At 72.3% G+C, this 21,424-nt stretch carries 19 protein-coding genes; 12 read left to right on the top strand and 7 right to left on the bottom strand.

What is annotated here, in order from left to right:
- Window positions 1–41 precede the first annotated feature (41 nt).
- On the bottom strand, window positions 42–554 hold the full coding sequence (locus P3X83_RS34955) for a hypothetical protein (protein ID WP_277309625.1): 513 nt from the start codon (window positions 552–554) through the stop codon (window positions 42–44).
- A gap of 83 nt (window positions 555–637) precedes the next feature.
- Complete coding sequence (locus tag P3X83_RS34950; RefSeq protein ID WP_346742775.1) at window positions 638–3,028, bottom strand: helicase C-terminal domain-containing protein; 2,391 nt, start codon at window positions 3,026–3,028, stop codon at window positions 638–640.
- Window positions 3,029–3,163: 135 nt separating this feature from the next.
- Here P3X83_RS34950 and P3X83_RS34945 point away from each other — a divergent pair, with 135 nt between their 5' ends.
- The gene (locus P3X83_RS34945; protein ID WP_277309624.1) at window positions 3,164–4,123 is read left to right on the top strand and encodes a hypothetical protein; all 960 of its coding nucleotides are present in this window, start codon (window positions 3,164–3,166) and stop codon (window positions 4,121–4,123) included.
- Here the strand turns inward: P3X83_RS34945 and P3X83_RS34940 are convergent.
- Window positions 4,077–4,742, bottom strand: a complete 666-nt coding sequence (locus P3X83_RS34940; RefSeq protein ID WP_277309623.1) for a TetR/AcrR family transcriptional regulator — start codon at window positions 4,740–4,742, stop codon at window positions 4,077–4,079. The genes P3X83_RS34945 and P3X83_RS34940 overlap by 47 nt on opposite strands.
- Before the next feature lie 263 nt (window positions 4,743–5,005).
- Between P3X83_RS34940 and P3X83_RS34935 the strand changes: the two genes are divergently transcribed.
- Together P3X83_RS34935 and P3X83_RS34930 are read left to right on the top strand one after the other, a co-directional pair.
- Entirely contained in the window at window positions 5,006–5,635 is a 630-nt protein-coding gene (locus tag P3X83_RS34935) for an HAD hydrolase-like protein (RefSeq protein WP_277309622.1), read from the top strand.
- 92 nt (window positions 5,636–5,727) lie between these two features.
- The gene (locus P3X83_RS34930) at window positions 5,728–6,123 is read left to right on the top strand and encodes a cold-shock protein (RefSeq protein ID WP_277309621.1); all 396 of its coding nucleotides are present in this window, start codon (window positions 5,728–5,730) and stop codon (window positions 6,121–6,123) included.
- 35 nt (window positions 6,124–6,158) lie between these two features.
- Here P3X83_RS34930 and P3X83_RS34925 read toward each other — a convergent pair whose 3' ends face one another.
- Window positions 6,159–7,757, bottom strand: coding sequence for an MFS transporter (locus P3X83_RS34925; protein ID WP_277309620.1), 1,599 nt, complete (start codon window positions 7,755–7,757; stop codon window positions 6,159–6,161).
- A gap of 273 nt (window positions 7,758–8,030) precedes the next feature.
- Here P3X83_RS34925 and P3X83_RS34920 point away from each other — a divergent pair, with 273 nt between their 5' ends.
- Window positions 8,031–8,861 (top strand): DUF3027 domain-containing protein, encoded by an 831-nt coding sequence (locus P3X83_RS34920; RefSeq protein WP_277309619.1) that lies wholly within the window; start codon window positions 8,031–8,033, stop codon window positions 8,859–8,861.
- A gap of 67 nt (window positions 8,862–8,928) precedes the next feature.
- Window positions 8,929–11,943, top strand: a complete 3,015-nt coding sequence (locus tag P3X83_RS34915) for a hypothetical protein (protein WP_277309618.1) — start codon at window positions 8,929–8,931, stop codon at window positions 11,941–11,943.
- On the opposite strand, the gene P3X83_RS34910 is transcribed toward P3X83_RS34915, so the two are convergent.
- Window positions 11,940–12,224 (bottom strand): DUF2530 domain-containing protein, encoded by a 285-nt coding sequence (locus tag P3X83_RS34910; RefSeq protein WP_277309617.1) that lies wholly within the window; start codon window positions 12,222–12,224, stop codon window positions 11,940–11,942. The genes P3X83_RS34915 and P3X83_RS34910 overlap by 4 nt on opposite strands.
- 120 nt (window positions 12,225–12,344) lie before the next feature.
- Here P3X83_RS34910 and P3X83_RS34905 point away from each other — a divergent pair, with 120 nt between their 5' ends.
- From P3X83_RS34905 to thpR, 4 genes are all read left to right on the top strand, one after another.
- A complete protein-coding gene (locus P3X83_RS34905) occupies window positions 12,345–13,838 on the top strand; it encodes an NCS2 family permease (RefSeq protein ID WP_277309616.1) in 1,494 nt (497 codons plus the stop codon).
- A gap of 126 nt (window positions 13,839–13,964) precedes the next feature.
- The gene (locus tag P3X83_RS34900) at window positions 13,965–14,423 is read left to right on the top strand and encodes a MarR family transcriptional regulator (protein ID WP_277309615.1); all 459 of its coding nucleotides are present in this window, start codon (window positions 13,965–13,967) and stop codon (window positions 14,421–14,423) included.
- 86 nt (window positions 14,424–14,509) lie between these two features.
- Window positions 14,510–15,994 carry an MFS transporter gene (locus tag P3X83_RS34895; RefSeq protein ID WP_277309614.1) on the top strand — a complete coding sequence of 495 codons (1,485 nt, stop codon included), beginning with the start codon at window positions 14,510–14,512 and terminating at the stop codon, window positions 15,992–15,994.
- The gene (thpR, locus tag P3X83_RS34890) at window positions 15,948–16,529 is read left to right on the top strand and encodes an RNA 2',3'-cyclic phosphodiesterase (protein ID WP_277309613.1); all 582 of its coding nucleotides are present in this window, start codon (window positions 15,948–15,950) and stop codon (window positions 16,527–16,529) included. The genes P3X83_RS34895 and thpR overlap by 47 nt, the downstream gene beginning before the upstream one ends.
- A 95-nt stretch (window positions 16,530–16,624) precedes the next feature.
- Here thpR and P3X83_RS34885 read toward each other — a convergent pair whose 3' ends face one another.
- The gene (locus P3X83_RS34885) at window positions 16,625–17,593 is read right to left on the bottom strand and encodes an aldo/keto reductase (RefSeq protein WP_277309612.1); all 969 of its coding nucleotides are present in this window, start codon (window positions 17,591–17,593) and stop codon (window positions 16,625–16,627) included.
- A 123-nt stretch (window positions 17,594–17,716) separates the two neighbouring features.
- Here P3X83_RS34885 and P3X83_RS34880 point away from each other — a divergent pair, with 123 nt between their 5' ends.
- Together P3X83_RS34880 and P3X83_RS34875 are read left to right on the top strand one after the other, a co-directional pair.
- Window positions 17,717–18,748 (top strand): hypothetical protein, encoded by a 1,032-nt coding sequence (locus P3X83_RS34880; RefSeq protein ID WP_277309611.1) that lies wholly within the window; start codon window positions 17,717–17,719, stop codon window positions 18,746–18,748.
- Between the two features lie 334 nt (window positions 18,749–19,082).
- Complete coding sequence (locus P3X83_RS34875; protein ID WP_277309610.1) at window positions 19,083–19,493, top strand: hypothetical protein; 411 nt, start codon at window positions 19,083–19,085, stop codon at window positions 19,491–19,493.
- A gap of 22 nt (window positions 19,494–19,515) precedes the next feature.
- Here the strand turns inward: P3X83_RS34875 and P3X83_RS34870 are convergent, their stop codons facing one another.
- A complete protein-coding gene (locus tag P3X83_RS34870) occupies window positions 19,516–20,172 on the bottom strand; it encodes a GNAT family protein (RefSeq protein WP_277309609.1) in 657 nt (218 codons plus the stop codon).
- 631 nt (window positions 20,173–20,803) lie between these two features.
- On the opposite strand from P3X83_RS34870, the gene P3X83_RS34865 reads away from it, so the two are divergent.
- On the top strand, window positions 20,804–21,142 hold the full coding sequence (locus P3X83_RS34865) for an Lsr2 family protein (RefSeq protein ID WP_277309608.1): 339 nt from the start codon (window positions 20,804–20,806) through the stop codon (window positions 21,140–21,142).
- Window positions 21,143–21,424: the final 282 nt, after the last annotated feature.

The raw sequence follows: 21,424 nt of genomic DNA, 5'->3' as shown, positions 1-21,424 counted from the left end.
CAAGACGACGGGCCCCCGCAATCCCGTGAACGGTTAAAACATCAGGTGTCGAACGCGCCGTTGGCCCCCGCGACGATGAGCGCCACGATGCCGAGGACGATCAGCCCGATGTTGATCCCGATGCTGATCCAGGCCCATTTGAGCAGGTTGCGGGCCCGGTCGGGCTCCCAGTCGACCTTGCTCAGCGCGATGCCGGACAGCACCGCTCCCGCGATGCCGCCGGGGGTTACGTAGCAGCTCAGCGCGAGCACGATGCTGATCACCAGGGCCACGATCGCGTGCGTGCGCGGCGCCTCGGGATTGCGGTACGGCGGCTGGCCGTAGCCGTATCCGGGCGGCGGGTAAGGGCCGCCCGGCGGGCCGTAACCCGGACCGGGCCCGTAACCGGGGCCAGGGCCGTACCCGGGCTGGCCGTGACTAGGAGCCTGGCCGTAACCCGGAGCCTGGTCGTATCCGGGGCCGTAGCCGGGCTGACCATGGCCGGGGACCTGGCCGTGTCCGGGCCCTTGCCCCTGGTCGTCGGGACTGTCCTGGCCCTCGGGTGGGGTGCTCACTGTGCGTATTCCGTTCCGCCTGGCGTCCAAAGGTCAACTGGTACCAGGGTATTGGGGGCGGCCGACGGCGTCATACGACCCGCTCACCCGGTATCCGAGGAGTCGGTGACATCGGACACCCCGGTGATCCGATGCAGCGCGAAGCGGTGCACCGCCGCCCGGGTCTCGTCGTAGGCGGTGAGGTAGCCGCCCTCCATGCGGGCCGGTTCCAGGATGCGGCTGGTGGCGTGGCCCTGGTTGTCCAGGTAGCCGATCCACACGCGCCCGCCCTGGCGGATCGCCTGCTGCAGCGTGTTGATCGTGGCGGTGGCGGGAGAGCGGGGCACCTCGCCCTCCGGCGACTCCACGGCCGGCCTCCTGGCCTGGTGCGCCGCGTCGCCCGCGCGGATCGCGCGCACCGCGGCGGCCACCACGTCGCGGTCGAGGCCGTTGACCACGGTGGCGGCGCGCGCGGGCTGGCCCTCGGCGCGGCGCGCGTCGGGACGGCTCACGATCACGTCGCCGTCCAGCGACTCGGCGACGGGGGCGTAGCCCATCGCGCGCAGGCCGTCCACCAGGGCGGCCCTGGCCGAGCGGGACGCGATCACCGTGGGGGCGAGCCTGCGCAACCGCAGCGGCAGCGCCCGCCGGTCGGCCATCACCTGGTCGAGCACCGAGGGGTCGTCACAGCGGATGTAGGCGCCCGCCGAGCCGACCCTGATCCGTCCGTGACGGCGGGCGACGTCGGAGATCAGGTACGTGAGCGGCTGCGGCACGGGCGTGGCCGAATGACGGGCCAGGACGGCCAGCAGCTCCTCGGCGCCGTGCCCGGCGTCGAGCGCCCGGCGCACCGAGCCCTCGCCGAACCGGTAGACCGTCGCGCCCCCCGTGGACTCCACGTCGGCGGCCAGCGCGAGCCAGCGCCGCAGGTCGCCGGTCAGCGGGCCCGGCGCGACGGCGGTGAGGTCGGCCTGGAGCAGGACGTGGTCGACAGGCTGGGGCAGCAGCGGCGCGAGCAGCTTGGTCGCGGCCCCGGAGTCGCCGTCGGCGAGCGCGCGGCCGTGCGCGGACAGCACGCCCAGGCCGGTCACGCCGAGCTGCTCGGCCTCGCGCAGGGTGAAGTCGATCAACCGGTCGCGGTAGGGGCCGCGACGGCGGGGCTGCTCCCAGGCCAGCCGTTCGCGCACGGAGGCGGCGTCGGGCGCGACGTCGTGGGCGGACGACGCCAGCACCGCCAGCGTGGCGGCGCGCACCTCGTGGGCTGCTCCTCTGCGCAGCTCGGGGGTGAGCGCGTTCATCAGCCGGTCGCGGTCGTCGCGCTCCCCGGCGAGGCCGGGCACACGGTCCATGGTGAGCCAGCTACCGGCGAGCGCGGCCCAGCGCTCTTCGCCCGGCTTGATCCGCCAGGCGTCGTAGAGGGCGCTGGGGAGCCATTCGCCGTCCACGCCGCCCGCCGCGACGATCAGCCCTGCCGCGAACGCGACCTCGACGACCAGCGCCGCCGACCACTCGGGCAGGTCGAGGGACAGCGCGGCGCGCTTCAGGTCGCGCACGGCCAGGCCGCCGGTGCGCAGCACGCCCGGCGGTTCTACGCTCCACCGCTCGCACAGGTCCTCCACCACCCTGATGAAGGCGAACGCCTGACCGGCGGCGGTGCGCTCGGCGAGCCCGGCGGTCCGCTCGGGGCCGCGCAGCGCGGGCGCCCCGGGGAGCAGGTCGCGGTGGAAGCGCCCGCCGCGCAGGTAGAGCGCCACCTCACGGGGGAGCGTCACGGTCTCGTCGCCGGTGGCGCCGAGCAGCCCGCGCGCCAGCAGCTCCTCGATGGGCGACTGGGCGGTGGCGGTCCGCGCGGGGCGACGGGCGTTGGCGAGGCGTCCGGTGGCCGGGCCCCAGGCCAGCTCGTCGAGTGCCGCCCTGGCCTGCGGGGAGACCTCTTCAACCAGGCGTTCGACGACGCCGGGCACGCCCAGCAGGTCGGGCACCCGCTCGCCGGGGCCGGCGCCGACGTCGTGGGCGATCTCGCCGAGCCGCTCGGGCGCGTAGTCGCGGAACACCACGACGGCGGGCGGCCCGAGCCCGGCCGGGGGGTCCAGCGCCTCCCTGACCCCCGGAGCGGGCGCCGGAGCGGTCTCCGGGCCGTAGACGAGCGCCAGCTCGCGCAGCCGCCGCAGCGTGCCGTTCAGGGCCTCCTCGAAAGCCCCGCGCGCCCCTCCGGCCGCCCTGCGCATCAGCGTGCGCAGCTCCCGCTGGTGCACCGGCGGCGGCAACAGCACGAGCGTCTCCAGGACGGCGAGCGCGAACCGGTCGAGCCGGTCGATCGCGCGGCCGACGGCGGACGGGGTGGTCGCCCGGGAGGCGAGCCCGGCGATGTGCGCGGGCACCGGCGTGACCAGCTCGGGACGCGCGGTGACGAGTGCGCGCAGTTCCTCGTCGTCGCGTCCGCGCAACCAGTCGGCGAAGTCCGCGCTCACCGGCATGCCCCCTCTCGTCGCCACCGGCGCATCCAGCGCCCCTTCTCATGGTATGGCGGCAAACGACCAGGTCATGATCGCACTGTGCCGCTACGGTGGTTCCGCGCCGCCCTGGTATAGGGTGCCGCGACGCGTGGCGGGGAGGAAGAAGGTGACCACGTGACCGAGCGTGCCGACCGGCTCGTCCTGGACTACCTGAGCAGGGTGGGCGACCACGCGCACGGTGTGCTGCGCCAGGATCAGCGTCTGGAGCTGGTCGCGCGCGTACGCGCGCGGATCGAAGAGGCGCGGGGCGGCAGCGGCGATCCACGGCGGGTGGCGCGCGTCCTGGCCGGGCTGGGCGAACCGGCCGAACTGGTGCGGGCCGAACGGAAACGCCTGGCGGCGCAGAACGGCGCACGGGCCGACGTCGCGGACGAACCGCCCGTGGCGGACGGCACGCTGATGGTGTCCATCCCCGGCTATCCGGGCGACGCCGAGGCCAGCACGGCGGTGTTCCCCCGTGTGGTGGATGACGAGGAGCCCAGGCGGGCGATGATCCGGCCGTCCGGTGTGCCGGAGGGCGTCCGCCGTCACACGCAGGTCGCCCGGAGCGCAGTCGCGCGGCGCGGTACGGCCCGGCGGCGTTCCGGCGGGCTGGGCCTGCCGGGGGCATGGCTGCGGCGCGCGGCGATGGCGAGCGCCAACCCGATGGCGACCGAGGGCCGGGACGCGCGGACCATCCTGAAGGAGCACCCGCGCGAGGGGATCGCGGTGCTGCTGCTGGTCGCGGCGGCGGTGCTGCTGCCGTTCCGGCTCGACCCGATCGCGATCTTCCCGGTGCCGCTGATCGTGTGGGCGGTCGCGGCCGTCGTGACGTGGATGAGCACCGGGTGGGAGCCGCGCGACCGGCTGACGGGCGCGGGCGCGCCCGTCGCCGGTTACGTCGTGGGCGGCCTGCTGGTGACCGCCGTGCGCTGGGTGCAGGGGGTCACCGACGCCGGCGCCCTGGCGGACGAGTACTTCAGGGTGGGCGAGATCATGTTCATGCTCGGCTCGGCCGCCGGGGTCTTCTACCTCTCCTACCGCCTGCTCAACCCGCCGGAACGGCACGCCCGGCGGCCGTCCCTCCCGCACTGATCCCCCCGCGCGCGGTGAGCAGGCCCAGGGCCATCCGCACCCACGCGGCCACGAACCGGTCGCGTTCCGCCCTGGCGGGCGGCTCCCTGACGGTCTCCTGGAACAACTGGTAGTGCACCACGGCCCCGCCGAGCACGGCGGCCACGCCTGGCCAGTCCAGTTCCGAGTCGGAGTACTCCGGCTGGGCGGTGAACCACGTCGTGATGGCGTCGAACATCGGCTGGAACAGTCCCTCGCGGACGGCCAGCACCAGTTCGGGGAACTGGCCGAGGTCGCGGAAGAACACCCGGGTCAGCTCGCGTTCCTCGCGCACCTTGGCCATCCCGGCGCGGCACAGTTCGCCCAGGCGCGCGTCGAGCGGCCCGTCCGCGCCCACCGCCTCGGGGCCCGCCGTGCCGTTCAGGGCGGCGGTGATCTGCTCGCCGGTTCGTGTGGTGTGCTGGTGTACGGCGGCCGCGAGGACCTCGTACTTGGACTTGAAATGCCGGTAGAGGCCGCCCGCACCGGGGGAGAGGCCGGCGGCGGCCTCGATCTCGGCCACCGACGTCGCGGCGTAGCCCCGCTCGGAGAACAGCCGCAGGGCCTCTCCGACGATCCGCTCACGCGTAGATCTGTGCATGATTGACCGGTTACCTCCGCACTGACCCTAGATGACCCGGCTGCTCAGGGGGTGGGCCGCCCGTGCCGGCGGGTGGGCCGGCCGGGACGCCGAAGAAGGCTCCCCACCCCTATCGCGGGAATTCCGGCTTTCTCGCGGAGAGGCCGTCGAGCGGGAACGTGCCGATGGTCCGGCATGAGCACTCCTGAGGGATAACTAAGTCCTTTCGCGGATTCAACGCTCCCACGGGGGAGGTTGTTACGTCCCTACGTCAAGCCTTTGGGATGCTTACGGTCATGTGCACGATAGGTTTTGATCTGGATTTGACGCTGGCCGATACGCGGGCCGGGATCGGCGCCACGTTCGAAGAACTCTCCAGACGGCTCGGGGTGCCGGTCGACACGGACGCGGTGATCTCCCGGCTCGGCCCGCCGCTGGAGACCGAGCTGGCGTACTGGATGCCCGCCGAGGAGATCCCGGCCGCCGCCGACCTCTACCGCGAGCTGTATCCCCGGATCGCGGTCCCGGCGACGACCACCATGCCCGGGGCCCGTGAGGCGGTGGCCGCCGTCCGGGAGGCGGGAGGCAGGGTGATCGTCGTCACCGGCAAGAACACCGCCGACGCCAAGCGCACGGTGGCCGCTCTGGACCTGCACGTGGACGCCGTGGAGGGGGCGCTGTTCGGCGCCGGGAAAGGCGTCCCGCTCGCGTCCTTCGGCGCCGACGCATATGTTGGAGATCACGTCGCGGACATCGCGGCGGCGCGGGCGGGCGATGCCGTCAGCGTCACGGTGGCCACCGGCCCTTACACCGCAGGAGAACTGCGTGAACACGGAGCGGACGTAGTCCTCGCGGATCTGCGGGAGTTCGGCGCGTGGTTCCGTCGGTGGCGAGCCGAACCCCCATTGGCCTGATTTCTCGCGGAAATACATGGTCGCTCTTCGGTCCGGGTGGGCATAACCTACATCCATTCACCTTTCACGACAGTCTGAACGAGGTCACCCCTGTGCCGAGTGGCAAGGTCAAGTGGTACGACGCCGACAAGGGTTTCGGCTTCCTCACCCGCGACGACGGCGGTGAGGTTTTCGTGCATTCCTCCGCGCTGCCGAGCGGCGTCGAGTCGCTCAAGCCCGGCCAGAAGGTCGAGTTCGGGGTGGCCGAGGGCCGCCGTGGCCAGCAGGCGCTGTCTGTCCGAGTGATCGACCAGCCGCCGTCGCTCGTCAAGACGAAGACCAAGGCCAAGCGGAAGAAGCCCGACGAGATGGTGGTCATCATCGAAGACCTCATCAAACTCCTGGACGCGGTCTCGACCTCCTATCAGAAGGGCAAGCATCCGGACGCCCAGCACACCAAGAAGATCGCCGCGGTCCTGCGCGGAGTGGCGGACGATCTGGACACGTAACGCGATTCCCAATTCTTCGGTGTTTAGGTTTCGCGTTATCCGTGGGGGTTTGTGAGTGGTTTGGTGTGACCGGGCTTGTCGCCATGGTCGGCGGGTGGGCGCGGCACGATATCGGTCGTCGTCATGCCCGACGCGGCCTCGGCGGACGCGGAAGCGGGTGCCGGCGCCGGACTCCGGGACGAACGGGCCCGCGCCGACTCCACCCGCGCGTCCGTGACCCGCAGCCGGCGCCGCCGTCCGACCACCAGCCACACCAGGGTGGCGCCCATCGCCACGGCGACGACGGTCAGGGCGGCCGGGCCGCGCGAGTACAGCGACATGATCAGCCCGGCCAGCCCGCCGATCACCCACGCGATCTGGAGCAGCGCCTCGACCACCCCGAACGTCGAGGACCGCACCTCCTCGCCGATCTCGCGCTGCACGATGGCGTCGAGGGCGAGCTTGCCCAGCTCCTGGGCGAAGGCCGCGACCAGCGCGACGGCGACCGCCGTCCACAGGTTGTAGAGGAACGCGGTGCCCGCGCCCACGGCGGTGGCCAGCGCCAGCGTGATGAGGACGGTCACCTGCGGGGAGCGGTTGCGCACCCACGAGGCCACCGCCGCCCCGGCCAGGCCGCCCGCGCCCGCCGCCCCGGCCAGCACCGCGATGATCAGCTCCTTGGAGTAGTCGCCGGGCAGGTGGTCCTCCTGCACCACGAACAGCAGGAAGAACAGCAGGAAGCCGGAGAAGAACCGGATCGCGGCGTTGGCGCGCATCGCCTCGGCCACGGCCGGGCCCACGTTGAGCAGGGTGCGCCAGCGGGCCGGGCGTTCCTGTAGGTGCTCTTCGTCCGGATCGGGCTCGATGTCGGGGGCGTCCACGTGGCGCGGCAGGCGCAGCGCGTAGACGCCGACCACGGCGAACAGCACCAGCGTGCCGCGCAGCACCCACTCGCCGCCCAGCCAGGCGGAGAGGCCCGCGCCGACGGGAATGGCCACGCCCGCCGAGACCAGGGTGAACAGCGCCACCCGGGCGTTCGCGGTGACCAGGCCGATGTCGGCCGGCAGCACGCTCGGCATGATCGCCGCCCGGCTCACGTTGTACGCCTTGGACAGCACGAGCACGCCGAGGGCGGCGGGGAACAGCGTGACCGCGTCGTTGGACAGCACGGCGGCGGCCATCGACCAGCACAGCAGGCCCCTGGCGATGAGCGTGCCCGCCATCACGTAGCGGCGGCCCGAGCGGAACCGGTCGAGCGCCGGGCCGACCAGCGGCGCGACCACCGCGAACGGCGCCATCGTGATCAGCAGGTAGAGCGCTACCTGGCCGCGCGCCTCGTCCACCGGCAGTCCGAAGAAGAGCGTGCCCGCCAGCGCGACCGTGATCAGCGCGTCGCCGGCGGCGGCGAGCGCGCTCAGCTCGATCAGCCGGCCCAGCCCTGTGCGTCCCGCGCCCTGGGCGTGGGTGAGCCGCCTGGCCGCCCGGCCGACACGCAGCGTGCCGTCCGCGGCGGCCTTGCCCGCCACGCGAGTGCCCCCCATCGTCGCCCGCCCCGCGCGGACGGTCGCCCTGCCGGCCGAGGCGGCCGATCTGGCGAACCGGCGCGAGGCGGAGCCCGCCGCGCGCCGCGCGTTCTCCCAGCCACCACCTGTCACGCATCCAGTCTTACCCGAACCGCGCCGCGACTGCCCGGCTCGTCCCCTCCGACACCACCGCCCCTATCGCCCTTGTTCCGGGGAGTTCCTGGTGGCTTGTGCAGGCCGCTCCCGGCGACTTCGCGGCGACTTGGCGGCGACAATGCAATCGTGAAGGGCGGGGGACGTCGCTGGCACCACCCGCCATGGGGGAAAATGAAGTGTGAACTGGCGAGCCAACACCAACAGCCCGAGTCACCCGGGCGGGCACCCGCTGCCGGCGGGGGTGGTCTCGTGAGCCGCACCCGGACCCGCGTGGCGCCACCTGATGCCGCCTGCGTGGCCGCCGTCGATCTCGCCCGCGAGGCCGCTCAGGGCCTCGCCGGGCCCGGTGAGGTCGGCGACCATCTCGGATTCGAGGTGGAGGGCGACCGCACCGGCACCCACTATTTCGCCTGTCTCGACCGCGCCTACCGCGGCTGGCGATGGGCCATCACCGTCACCCGCGCCTCACGGGCCAAGGTCGTCACCGTAAGTGAGACCTCGTTGCTGCCCGGCGCCGACTCCCTCCTCGCGCCCCAGTGGGTGCCGTGGAGCGAGCGGCTGCGCCCCGGCGACCTCGGGGTCGGCGACCTGCTGCCCACCTCGGCCGACGACGACCGGCTCACCCCCGGCTTCACCGCGACCGACGACGACGCCGACCGGCAAATGATCTTCGAGCTGGGTCTCGGCCGGGCCAGGGTGCTCTCGCCCAGCGGCCGCGACCAGGCCGTGCGGCGCTGGCACTCCGGCGAGTCCGGCCCGCACACCCCGCTCGCGCACGCGGCGCCCGCGCAGTGTTCCACCTGCGGGTTCTACTGGCCGCTCGCCGGTGTGCTGCGGCTCGGCTTCGGCGTGTGCGCCAACGAGTACGCGCCCGACGACGGCCGGGTGGTGTCGGCCGACCACGGCTGCGGCGCCCACTCCGAGGCGTCCGCCGCGCCCCCGGCGATCGAGCAGCCCCCGCCCATCCTCGACGACCTCGGCTTCGACCTCATGGAGGACAGGTCCGAACAGGGCGAGGCCGCGCCCGACCTCACCGGCTCGGTGGACGACACGGACTCGGAGCCGTTCGGCCACTCGTGACCGGCGTGCCGTCAGTCGGCGGCGTCCTTGATGGTCCACCCCCCACCGATCGTGAGCTGGCAACCGGATGACCGACATCACCGATATCTTCGACACCGCCGGCGTCCGCGCCACCGTGCTCGCCGCCTGGACGGCCTCGCCCGCCCGGTTCCGTGAAGACGCCAACGCCGAAGAGGACTTCGCGCTCGGCGGCTACCACGACCGGCTGATCGTGGAGCTGGCCCAGAACGCCGCCGACGCCGCGCTGCGCGGCGGCGTGCCCGGCAGGCTGCGGCTGACGCTGCGCGACGGCGTGCTGGTCGCCGCCAACACCGGCGCCCCGCTTGACTCCGGCGGCGTGGAGGGTCTGTCCACCCTGCGGGTGTCGGCCAAACGCGACCAGACCGGTACGGCCGGCCGCTTCGGCGTCGGCTTCGCCGCCGTGGTGTCCGTGTGCGACGCCCCCGAGATCGGCTCCTGGGCCAGCGGCGCGGTCCGCTGGTCGCGCGAGAGCACCGCCGAGCTGGTCGCCGCCGAGCCCGCGCTGGCCACCGTGCTGGCCGAGCGCTCCGGCCACGTGCCGCTGCTGCGCCTGCCGTTCCCGGCCGACACGATCGACGTCCCGGAGGGCTTCGACACCGTCGTGCGGCTGCCGCTGCGCGACAAGACCGCCGAGGAGGCCGTGCGCCGGATGCTGGCCGAGACCAGCCCGGCGCTGCTGCTCGGCCTGCCCGCGCTCAGGACGATCGAGGTCGAGCTCGACGGCGAGCCGCGCACGGTCACCGCCGACGGCTGGCGGCTCGTGGCGGCCTCCGGCGACTTCACCCCCGCCCAGGTGGCCGAGCTGTTCGCCGACCGGCCGACCGAGGAGCGGGCCAGGCCGTACTGGCAGGTGCGCTGGGCGGTGCCCGAGTCCGGGCGGCTGCCCGCCGCCGTCCCGCCGGTGGTCCACGCGCCGACGCCCAGCGACGAGCCGCTCGACCTGCGGGCGCTGCTGATCGCGAGCTTCCCGATGGCGACCGACCGGCGGCACGTCGCGCGCGGGCCGCTGACCGACTTCCTGGTCGAGCGGGCCGCCGAGCTGTACGTGGAGCTGCTGGGCTCGATGCCGCGCACGCCCGCGCTGCTCGACCTGGTCCCCGGCCTGATGGGCAAGAGCGAGCTCGACGCCGAGATCCGCCGGGCGATCCTGCGCAGGCTGCCCGCCGCGCCGCTGCTGCCCGCGCTGTCGCCCCCGGCCGAGCGGCCCGACGGCGAGCCGGTCGCCACCGACGAAGGCACCCCGCTGGTGACGGGCCGCGAGGCCGCCGTCGTGGCCGGTCCCGCCGAGTTCCTCGACCGGATCGCGCCGATGGTGCCGGGCCTGCTGCCCGCCCACTGGCCGCCCAGGCATCCGGCGCTGGCCACGCTCGGCGCGCGGCGCATCGACCTGGCCGACGTGATCGACCTGCTGTCCGGCGACGCCGTCGAGGACAAGGACCCTTCGTGGTGGCGGTCGCTGTACGACGTGCTGCCCGCCGACGACGCCGAGGCCGTGGGCGCGCTGCCGGTGCCGCTCGCCGACGGACGCCTGGTCCGGGGCCCGCGCGGCACGCTGCTGCTGTCCGACGGTTCCTCGCTCGACCCGGCCGTGCTGGTGCCGCTGGGCCTGCGGGTGGTGCACCCGGAGGCGGCGCATCCGGTGCTGCTGCGGCTCGGCGCGGCCGAGGCCACGCCGCGCACCGTGCTGGAAGACCCGCTGACCCGCACCGCCGTGTCGGAGTCGCTGGACAGTCCCGACGCCGAGGTGGTCGCGCAGGCCGTGCTGGCGCTGGTCAAGGCCGCCGGGCTGGTCCCCGGCGACGCCCCCTGGCTGTCGGAGCTGGCCCTGCGCGGCGCCGACGGCGGCCTCTACCCGGCGGGTGAGCTGCTGCTGCGCGAGGGCGCGCTGGCGGCCGTGGTCGACCTCGACGCCGACGACGCGCCGTTCGGCACCGCCGCGCCCGACCTGGTCGAGCAGTACGGCCCGCGCGTGCTCGCCGCCGCCGGGGTCCTCGACGGCTTCGCCGTGGTCAACGACGCCGACGTGCTGCTCGACCCCGACGACTGCGACCACGACCTCGACCGCGAGGACGCATGGCTCGACGCCGTCCTCGACTACCTGCCCGACCTCGACGTGCCCCCGGTGGCCCCCGAGTTCACCGCCATCCGCGACCTGGAGCTGGTCGCCGACTGGCCCGCCGCGCTCGCCCTGCTCACCAGGCCGCCGCTGCGCGCGGCGCTGGCCCCGCTGCGGGTGCTGGCCGGGGGTCAGATCGTGGAGGTTCCGTCCTACACGGCGTGGTGGCTGCGCACCAGCCCGGTGCTGGGCGGGCGGCTGCCCACCACGATGCGCGTGGCCGGGGCCGACGCCCTGTTGTTCGGCCTGTACGCCGAGGCCCCCGCCGGGCTCGACGCCGCCGCGCTGGCCATGATCGGGGTCCGCACCACGCTGCCCGAACTGCTCGCCGAGCACGGCGGCCCCGAGGAACTGCTCGACGTGCTCGCCGATCCGGGCCGCCCGGTCGACCGCGCCCAGCTCCGGGCGCTATGGACGGCGCTGGCCGGGGTCGAGCCGTCCAGGGTGGCCCCGCCGAGCGGGGTGCGCGCGGTGCTGAAGGGCGAGATCATGGTCGCCGAGGCCGACGCCGACGAGGGCCCCGTGGTGGTGGAGGCCCCCGACCTGCTTCCGCTGGTGGCCGCCCGGCCGCTGGTGCTGGCGCCGTTCGACCTGGCCGAGGCGCTGTCCGAGCTGCTCGACCTCGACCTGGCGGGGGAGATCGCCCCCGGTGAGGTGACCTCGGAGGGGCAGACCCGTCCCGTGCCGCCGCAGGTGCGCTCGCTGCTGCCGACCGCGCCGGAGACCTATGTCGAGCACGAGCGGCTGCTCGTGGACGGCGTGGAGGCGTCCTGGCGTCTCTTCGAGGGCGTCGTGCACGCCACGGGGGTGGACGGGCTGGCCAGGGGCCTGGCGTGGGCGGCCGGGCAGTGGGGCGACCGGCTGGCCGTGGCGGCGCTGCTGCGCGATCCGGGCGCGGTGCCGCTGCTGCTCGCCGAGGCCGACCTCGACGCCCAGGGCGGCTAACCGGCGGTAGAGGGGGCGTCGTCCGGGGGGTCTTCGGGCGCGTGGCGGTCGCGCCTGCGCACGTACCAGAGGCCGAAGACCCCGCCGGCGAGGCCGGCCACGCAGGTCCAGATCCACCAGCGGTGGTCGGCGCCGGGCTGCACGATCACCAGCACCACCAGGGCGGCGGCCCACAGGCCCATGCCGACCTGGATGGTCCTGGTGTCATTGGTCCGCAACGGCTGCAGAACCGGCCGCTGGGAGGGCTCGGCGGGCTGCTCCCGGCGCTGTGGAGGGTTCACGCGTTCCAGCCTAGGCGACGCCGGGCGGGGGGCTGCGAAGAGCACGAACGCATCTCGGTACCATCAAAATCCCCCAAACCGCCCTTTCCTCCTCCTGATAGTGACTGCGACGCTGCGCCCGTGAACGACATCGCCTCCCCCACCCCCCGGCCCGGTCTCCGTGCCTCCCTCGACCGCTACTTTCAGATCACCGATCGCGGATCGACCGTCGGCGCCGAGGTGCGCGGCGGATTCGCCACCTTCTTCACGATGGCCTACATCGTGGTGCTCAACCCGATCATCATCGGCGCCGTGGCGGACCGCACCGGCCAGTACCTCGGTGACGGAGCCGCCCCCGACTTCCCGCTCGTGGCCGCCGCCACCGCCTTCGTGGCGGGCGTGCTCACCATCGCCATGGGCGTGGTGGCGCGCGTGCCGTTCGCGCTGGCCACCGGCCTCGGCCTGAACGCCTTCCTGGCCCATAGCATCGCCAGCCAGATGAGCTGGGAGGACGCCATGGGCCTGGTCGTCCTGGAGGGCCTGGTCATCCTGGTCCTGGTGCTCACCGGCTTCCGGGTCGCGGTGTTCAACGCCATCCCGGCCTCCCTGAAGACCGCGATCAGCGTGGGCATCGGCCTGTTCATCGCGCTGATCGGCTTCGTGGACGCCGGGTTCGTCCGCCGTACGGCGGGCGGCTCGGTCCCGGTGCAGCTCGGCGCGACCGGCACCGGCTCGCTGACCGGCTGGCCCACCCTGGTCTTCGTGCTGGGCCTGCTGGCCACCGCGTTCCTGGTGGCCCGGCGGGTGAAGGGCGCGATCCTGATCGGCATCCTGGGCACCACCGTGGTGGCCGTGATCGTCGAGGCCGTGGCCGGGCTCGGCACCCAGATCGTCGGCGGCAAGCTGGTCGATCCCGCCGCGTGGAGCCTGATCGCCCCGAAGGTGCCCGACACCATCCTGGGCCTGCCCGACCTGTCGCTGCTCGGCCAGTTCAGCCTGTTCGGCGGCTTCGACGTGGCCAAGGCCGGGGTGCTGACCGCGCTGCTGTTCGTGTTCACCCTGCTGCTGGCCGACTTCTTCGACACCATGGGGACGGTCGTCGGCGTGGGCCGTCAGGCCGGCCTGGTCCGCGAGGACGGCACGCTGCCGAGGACCCGCCAGATCCTGCTGGTCGACTCGGTCGCCGCGGCGGCCGGCGGCGCCGGTTCGATCTCCTCCAACACCACCTACATCGAGTCGGCGGCCGGGGTCGGCGAGGGCGCCCGCACCGGCCTGGCCAGCGTGGTCACCGGCCTGCTGTTCCTGGCGGCGATGTTCCTCGCGCCGCTGACCGAGATCGTGCCCTCGGAGGCCGCGGCCCCGGCGCTGGTGGTCGTGGGCTTCCTGATGATGACCCAGGTGCGCGAGATCGACTTCACCGACTACGAGGTGGCGATCCCGGCCTTCCTCACCATCGTCCTGATGCCGTTCACGTACTCGATCACGGCGGGCATGGGCGCGGGCTTCGTCAGCTACGTCGTGATCAAGGCTCTGCGCGGCCGGGCGCGCGAGGTCCACCCGCTGCTTTGGGTGGTCGCGGCGCTGTTCCTGCTGTACTTCACGGTCGAGCCGATCAAGGCGGTCTTCGGCGCGTAACCGGGCCGACACACCGCATAGTTGTCTGTAGGGGGGTCCGTCCCGGATCCCCCTATGCGGTAGGGGCTGACGAAGTTTCTGGAGGAATAGGTTGAGAGTGTATATAGTTAGCAAAGGTAATGACTCATGCTAACGAACCCACCCAAGAGCCCCGTCGTGAACCTGCGCAGCGACGCCGGGCTGGCGTCCGCCCTGCGCGTGTCGCTCGCCAGGCTGAACCGCAGGTTGCGGCGGCAGGCCACCGTAGACTCGCTGACTCCCACCCAGCTCGCGGCGCTGGCGGCCATCGAACGCCACTCCGCGATAACCCCAGGCGAACTCGCCGAGCTGGAGAAGATGCGCCCGCCGTCAATGACGCGGGTGATCTCCGGGCTGGACGAACGCGGCCTGGTCGTCCGAGCCCCGCATCCGACCGACCGGCGTCAGGTCTCGGTGAGCGTGACCGAGGAAGGATCGGCGCTGCTGAAGGAGGAGCGCCGCCGCAAGGAGGCGTGGCTGACACAGCGCCTGAAGGAGCTGACCGTGGAGGAGAGGTCCGTGCTGCGGGCGGCGGCGCCAATCCTGGAGAAGCTCAGCAGGATATAGGCGCCTCATCCGCTGACGCGGAGGCCGCCGAGCCCGAGGAACCCGGCGCGGCGGCGTCCACCGGCGAGACCGCCGCCGCGGAGTCCGTGCGCCCCCGCCGGTTTCATCCCTTCACCCGAGGGCGCGCCGAGAGCACCAAGCCCGAGAGCACCAAGACCGAGAGCACCAAGACCGGGGACACGGTCCGTGCGCGGCCGCGGCCCTCCAGGCTGCGTCTGTCGCGCCGCAGGGCCGCCGCCAGAGCCGCGGCCGCCGGTGAGATCCAGGCGAGCGAGTCGGGCGGCGCGCAGGTCGTACGGCCCGCGCACGGGCGCGGCGGCATGTTCCGCTCGCTGCGCAACCACAACTACCGGCTGTACGCCACGGGCGGCATCGTGTCGAACGTCGGCACCTGGATGCAGCGCACCGCCCAGGACTGGCTGGTCCTCGAACTCACACACGGCAGCGCCGCCGCGCTCGGCGTCACCACCGCCCTGCAGTTCGCGCCGCAGCTCGCGCTCGGCATGTGGGGCGGCATGCTCGCCGACCGCTACGCCAAGCGGCCGATCCTGATCGCCTCGCAGGCCCTGATGGGCGTGCTGGCGCTGTCTCTCGGCCTGCTCACAGTGACCGGCGCCGCGCAGGTCTGGCACGTGTACGCGATGGCGCTGCTCGTCGGCGTCATCTCCTGCCTGGACATCCCGACCCGGCAGGCGTTCGTGGTGGAGATGGTCGGCCGCGACGACCTGACCAACGCCATCGCGCTGAACAGCTCGATCTTCAACCTGGCGCGGGTGGTGGGTCCCGCGCTGGCCGGAGTCCTGATCTACGTCCTGGGCGGCACCGGGCCGATCTTCCTGGTCAACTCGCTGACGTTCGCCGGAGTGATCGCCAGCCTGCTGCTGATGCGCCGCTCCGAGCTGCGCACCCCCGAGCCGCTGCCGCGCGCCAAGGGCCAGCTCCGCGAGGGCCTGCGTTACGTGCTGGACCGCCGCGAACTGCTGACCCCGATCCTGGTGGTCGCGTTCCTGTCGATGTTCTCGCAGAGCTTCATGATGTCCATCGCGCTGATGGCCAGAGAGGTCTTCCAGGCCGGGGCGTCGTCCTTCGGGCTCGCCTCCAGCGGCTTCGCCGTGGGCGCGCTCGCCGGGGCGCTGCTCGCCGCCCGGCGGGTCCGCCCGGGACGCAAGCTGCTCTTCGGCGGCGCGGTGGCCTTCGGCCTCGCCCAGATCGCCGCCGGGCTCGCTCCCTGGTACGCCGCCTACCTGCTCTTCCTCGTGCCCACCGGGATCGCGCTGATCACCGTGAACACCGCCGCCAACGCGATCGTCCAGCTCGGCACCTCGGCCGAGATGCGCGGGCGCGTCATGGGGATCTACTTCCTGGTCTTCACCGGAGGCGCGCCGATCGGCGCCCCGCTCATCGGGTGGGTGTCGGAACTGGCAGGGCCGCGCATGGGCGTGATGATCGGCGGCGTGATGACGCTCGTCGGCACCGGGCTTGCCGTACTGTTGGCCAACGCCATCATCCGGCGAAGGAGCTCGAATGCGGTTGTTCGCGGCGCTGTCCCCGCCGCCGGAGGCGCTCGATGAGATCGAGGGGGCCCTGCGGCCCCACCGCGACGCCTGGCCCGGCCTGCGCTGGCTGAACCGGGAGAGCTGGCACGTCACGCTGTCGTTCTTCGGGGAGGTCCCGGAGCGGGCGCTGCCCGACCTGTCCGTACGGCTGGCCCGGGCCGCCGCCCGCCACGCGCCCGCCACGCTGTCGTTCACGGGCGTGGGGGCCTTCCCCTCGGCCCGGCGCGCCAAGGTGGTCTGGTGTGGCATGTCCGGCCCGATCGGGCGCCTGAACCGGCTCGCCGCGTCCCTCGGCGCGGGGGCCAGGCGGGCGGGCGCCGTCCAGGTGGACGAGAAGCCGTTCCGCCCGCACCTGAGCGTGGCTCGCGCGCGGGCGGACAACCGGGCCGACATCGATGTGTGGCCTCTCGTCAGCGCCCTCGGGTCGTTCTCAGGGGTGCCGTGGGAGGCGTCGGAGGTGCATCTGGTCCGCAGTCACCTGGGTGCGCGGGTGAGGTACGAGACCGTTGAGTCATGGCCGCTGGCACGGACCGGTCAGGACGACGGCTAGGCTCCACAGCGTGGACCGTCCCAGAAGATGGCTGCTGCCCACGGTGCTCGCCCTGCTCGTGCTCATCGTGGTCATCGGCGCGTTGCTGACCTGAGCTACCAGGCGTAGTCCTCAGGCGCCGTGCGGTGCCCGGGGAAGATCTCGTCCAGTCCGGCCAGCGCCTTGTCGTCCAGATCGACTTCCAGCGCCTTGGCGGTGCCGTCGAGCTGGTCCAGGGTGCGCGGGCCGATGATGGGCCCGGTCACCCCGGGCTGCTTGAGCAGCCAGGCCAGCGCCACCAGCGCCGGGTCCTGGCCCAGCTCATCGCAGAACGCCTCGTAGCGCTCGATCTTGTCGCGGTGCTTGGCCAGCTCCTTGGTCACCCGCTCGTCGGCCGTGCGCCCCTTGTCGATCTTGCGCAGGATGCCGCCGAGCAGGCCGCCCGCCAGCGGGCTCCACGGGATGACGCCAAGGCCGTAGTCCTGGCACGCGGGCAGGACCTCCAGCTCCACCGCGCGATAGACCAGGTTGTAGTGGCTCTGCTCGGACACCAGGCCGAACGTGCCGCGCCGCTTGGCGGTCTCCTGGGCCTTGGCGATGTGCCAGCCCGCGAAGTTGGAGGACCCCACGTACAGGATCTTGCCCTGCTGCCGCAGCACCTCCATGGCCTCCCAGAACTCCTCGAACGGGGTGTCCCGGTCGACGTGGTGGGCCTGGTAGATGTCGATGTGGTCGGTCTGCAGACGCCGCAGCGAGGCGTCGCAGGCCCGGCGTATGTGCAGCGCGGACAGCCTGCCGTCATTGGGCCAGTCGGTCTGGCTGGCATAGAGCTTGGTGGCGATGACGGTCTTGTCTCGGCGGCCCCCGCCCTGCGCGAACCAGCGCCCGACGATCTCCTCCGTCAGGCCCCAGCCGGCGTGCCAGCCGTACGTGTCGGCCGTGTCGAAGAAGTTGATGCCCAGTTCGTGGGCGCGGTCCATGATGGGGAAGGCGTCTTCCTCGGCGGTGATCGGGCCGAAGTTCATGGTGCCAAGGCACAGCCGGCTGACGGAAAGCCCGCTGCGGCCGAGATTCACGTATTCCATGAGGATCACCCTAGGCACCTGGAGTCCACTCCAGTCGAGCGCCCCGCTCCCGCCGTTCACCACCGGCCACGCCGACGGGGAGCGGTCCGAGCGGTGGCGGGAGTGACAGGGCATGATGGCGGAATGGGGGTCCTGATCCGCGCGGCGCTCGCCGCCGCTCTCGTCGTGCCGGCGCCGATTCTCGCGCCCGCCGCCGCCTTGGCCGGCTCCGTTCGTGACGACAAGGAACGCCTGGCGTTCCGCATCAAGGACACTCGGATCACCGAGTCGAGCGGGCTCGCGACCTCGCCCACCCATCGCGGCATCGTCTACACCCACAACGACAGCGACGCCGGCCCCACCTTCTACGCCATTGGGCCGGGCGGCCGTACCCGCGCCACGTTCCGGCTCAGCGGCGCCGAGGCCCGCGACTGGGAGGGCATGGCCGCGACCACCGACCCCGAGACCGGCCGGGGCGTGCTGTGGTTCGCCGACATCGGCGACAACATGGACGGCGCGTGGCCCGATATCTCCGTGTACAAGGTCCAGGAGCCGGCCGAGCTGCGCGACGCCACCCTGCCCGCCACCCGCTACCGGTTCCGCTACAAGGACGGCGCCCGCAACGCCGAGGGGCTGATGGTCAACCCGCGCACGGGCCGCCTCTACATCGTCAGCAAGGAGTTCGGCGGCTCGGTCTACGTGGCGCCGCGCCGGCTGAGCACCACCAAGACCAACGTGCTGCGCCGGTTCGCCGCCGCCCCGCTGATGGCCACCGACGCCGCCTTCGCCCCCGACGGCTCCGGCTACGTCATCCGCACCTACTTCTCCGCCAGCCTCTACGACCCCACGGGCAAGTCGATTGGCCGCCTCACCATGCCCGCCGTGAACCAGGCCGAGTCCATCACCTACACCCGTGACGGAACGGCGGTGCTGACCGGCTCTGAGGGCGTTTCGAGCCCCGTCTACCGCGTCCCCCTCCCGGCGGGCCTGCGGCCCAGGCCGACGCTCACGCCCACTCCTGAGCGCGCCACGCACCGCACCAGCCCGTCCACCGCCCCGGCCTCCGCCGAGTCCCCGGCCGACGGCGGGGTCTCCTACGGGCTGATCGCCCTCTGGGCCGCCCTCGTCGCGGTCGCGGTCGGGGTCATCCTGTTCCTCGTCCGCCTGGTCCGTTGATCAATGTACAAAATGTTCAACAAATCAAAGGCTCACTTTTAATCATTAGATTCGATGGGCCCCCGATAAAGCGAGCGCTCGCCGGTCTCCCGGGCGGGCCGGAAAGCGGGGACGGCCCTCGCCGGAGCCTGACAGAACGCCGATCCCCCCTGGTCGCCGGGTCGCGTGCGGGTAACGGCGGTGTTATGCGCACTAGACCTTCCGGGCCGGGAAGGCGTTAGTCGGCACCAGTTCCTAGAGGTAGATTGTCCGTGTTGTACTCGGCGCGTCGCCGACATCACCGCACCCGTGAATGGCCGCACCGGGGGTGTTACGGGGAACTGGGGAGCTGGCTTTGGTAGACGAACTCGAACTGCGCGGCGACGAGGGTCTGTCGCCGGCGCTGACCCACTTCTGCCAGGAGTGGTCACGGCGTACCGGGGTCGAGGTGGAGATCTGGGCGCTGCCGTCCGGTGAGGTGCCGAAGGAGATCGCGCGGGCGGTGCTGGCGGTCGTCCGGGAGGCGCTGGGCCGGGTCGAGCTGGGGCGGGGGAGATCGCCACGGGCGGTGTCGCTGGCGATCACGCTCGGGCGCACGGGCTTACGCCTGACGGTGAGCGACGATGGTGACGGGCGCACGTCGGCGGCGCACAAGATGAGCGCGGTGCGCATGCGGGCGCTGTTCGCCGAGCGCGGCGGAAGTCTGACGGTGAACGACGTGCTCGGCGGCGGCACGACCGTTTCGGGGACGCTGCCCGTCGGCTAGCGCCCCTATCGGGCGATGCCCGCTATGAGGCGGGCGGGACGGCGCCGAAGAGTTCCAGGCACGGCTCAAGGCCGTCCACGGTCACCTCGGGGCGGGCCGACCGCTCCCAGTCTTCGCGGGTGAGACGGAACCGCTGGGACCGCTTCGCCTCGCCGTCCACCGCATATCCGCTGACGCCGTCGGGGCGGTAGCCGAGCTTGCGCGACACGCCGATGGACTGGGCGTTGCCGGCGAACGACTCGGACACCGCCTCGACCGCGTTCAGCCCGGCGAAGGCCAGCTGCAGGACGGCGTGCCGCATCTCGGTGCCGACGCCCCGGCCATGGTGGGCCAGGCCCAGCCAGGACCCGGTGAGCACCTCGCGCAGCACGCCGAATTCGCGGGCCTGGACGGTCTGCACGCCCAAGGGGCGCCCGTCCTCGAAGACCGCGAGGTCGAGGACCCAGTCGGCCGGGGTCCAGGTGCCGTGGTGGCGCCAGTGCCGCTGGAGCACCTCGCGCGCCCTGCGGGTGGGGGAGTCCGCCGCCCACGGGGTCAGGAAGGGCTGGTGGCCCGGTTCGTGGATGCCGTGCGCCGCGACGTCGGCCAGCTCGGCCAGCTCCGCCTCGGCGGGCACTCGAAGCTCCAGTCGTGGCGTGCGGACGAGCAGCGCCCACAGCGGCCAGTGATCGGACAGCATGCGGCATTGTCCGCTCGCCGGACGGCCGGGCGCACCTGGTTTTCCACTGGTTTTCCGGCGTTACGGACACGACGCCCGCGACCGGAAACGTGACCGGCTGAAACACGCCGAGTGCGGCCGATCATGCCAGGATGGCCGAAAATCCGGCCTAAGATGCGCGTGCGGCGTTCACGGCGCGCCTTTCCCGGGCAATATCGGTTGTCGGCGCATCGGGCACGGGCGACTCCCGGCTCCGGACGCCTTGCCCATCGCAGCGGCGCGACCCGCCGCATCCGCGACATGGTAGAGCCGATCCACCGATCGGTTGACCGAAGCGCGAACCGCTTACCGAACCGTGTTCAAGCCGCTGTCGCGTCACTGTGCCCCGCACGTCGGGGAACGGGGTTCGGATTACCGGGAAGCGGCAATCACCGGTGTAGCGATAGAGACCGCGCGAAGACGCCATGGACTGGGGCGCGAGCGGGTACTGTGCCCTAGGCACAGATTGCGCCGGACATTTTTGTACGACATTACGACATGGACGGCTACCCCTGCGACCGCCAGTGTGAGAAGTGTAAGAAAGAGGATAGAGGGCAAAAGCCTGAGTGAGTGCTATAGTCCGCGAAACCTCATAACCAGCACTGGAGATATTATGGCAAAGCAGATTAAAGAGATCTTCATCGACGACCTCGACGGCGGCGAGGCCGTGGGCACGTTAAAGTTCGGACTGGACGGCACCGACTATGAGATCGACCTGTCCGGGAAGAACGAGGACAAGCTGCGCAAGGTGCTCGCGCCGTTCGTCAGCGCGGCGCGGCCGGTTCGGCGTGAACGGCTCGGCCGCAGGTCGCGGGGCATCTCCGGGGGCAGCGCCGCCAGCAGGCAGAGGTCCAAGGAGATCCGTGACTGGGCGCGCCGGCAGGGGCTCGCGGTGAGTGAACGGGGACGCATCTCCTCCTCGGTGGTCGAGCAGTACGAGGCCGCGCACTGACCTATTTCAACCGGAGTGCTCCCCGGACGGGAAGGCGTCCTTCGGTGTCGCATCTGTCCCGTCGTCGAAGGCCCTCTCCACGGAGAGGGCCTTTCGTGTTGGTGAAGGGGGCCGCGCTTCCGTCTCGCCCGTGCCGCCGGGCGGCGGAGACCGTAACGCGAAGGTGGCCTTCCGCAAAGAAGCGGCAAATCTCGGAAGCCATACAAGAAGTGACGAAGGACACGCGTTCGCCGCGAGCCGGATCACGCAAAGTGAGCGGATGCCGGGAATTCGGCCGGGCCG

This window comes from Spongiactinospora sp. TRM90649 (assembly GCF_029382225.1).
GTDB lineage: Bacteria > Actinomycetota > Actinomycetes > Streptosporangiales > Streptosporangiaceae > Spongiactinospora.
This window is presented reverse-complemented; position numbering and strand designations above follow the sequence as displayed.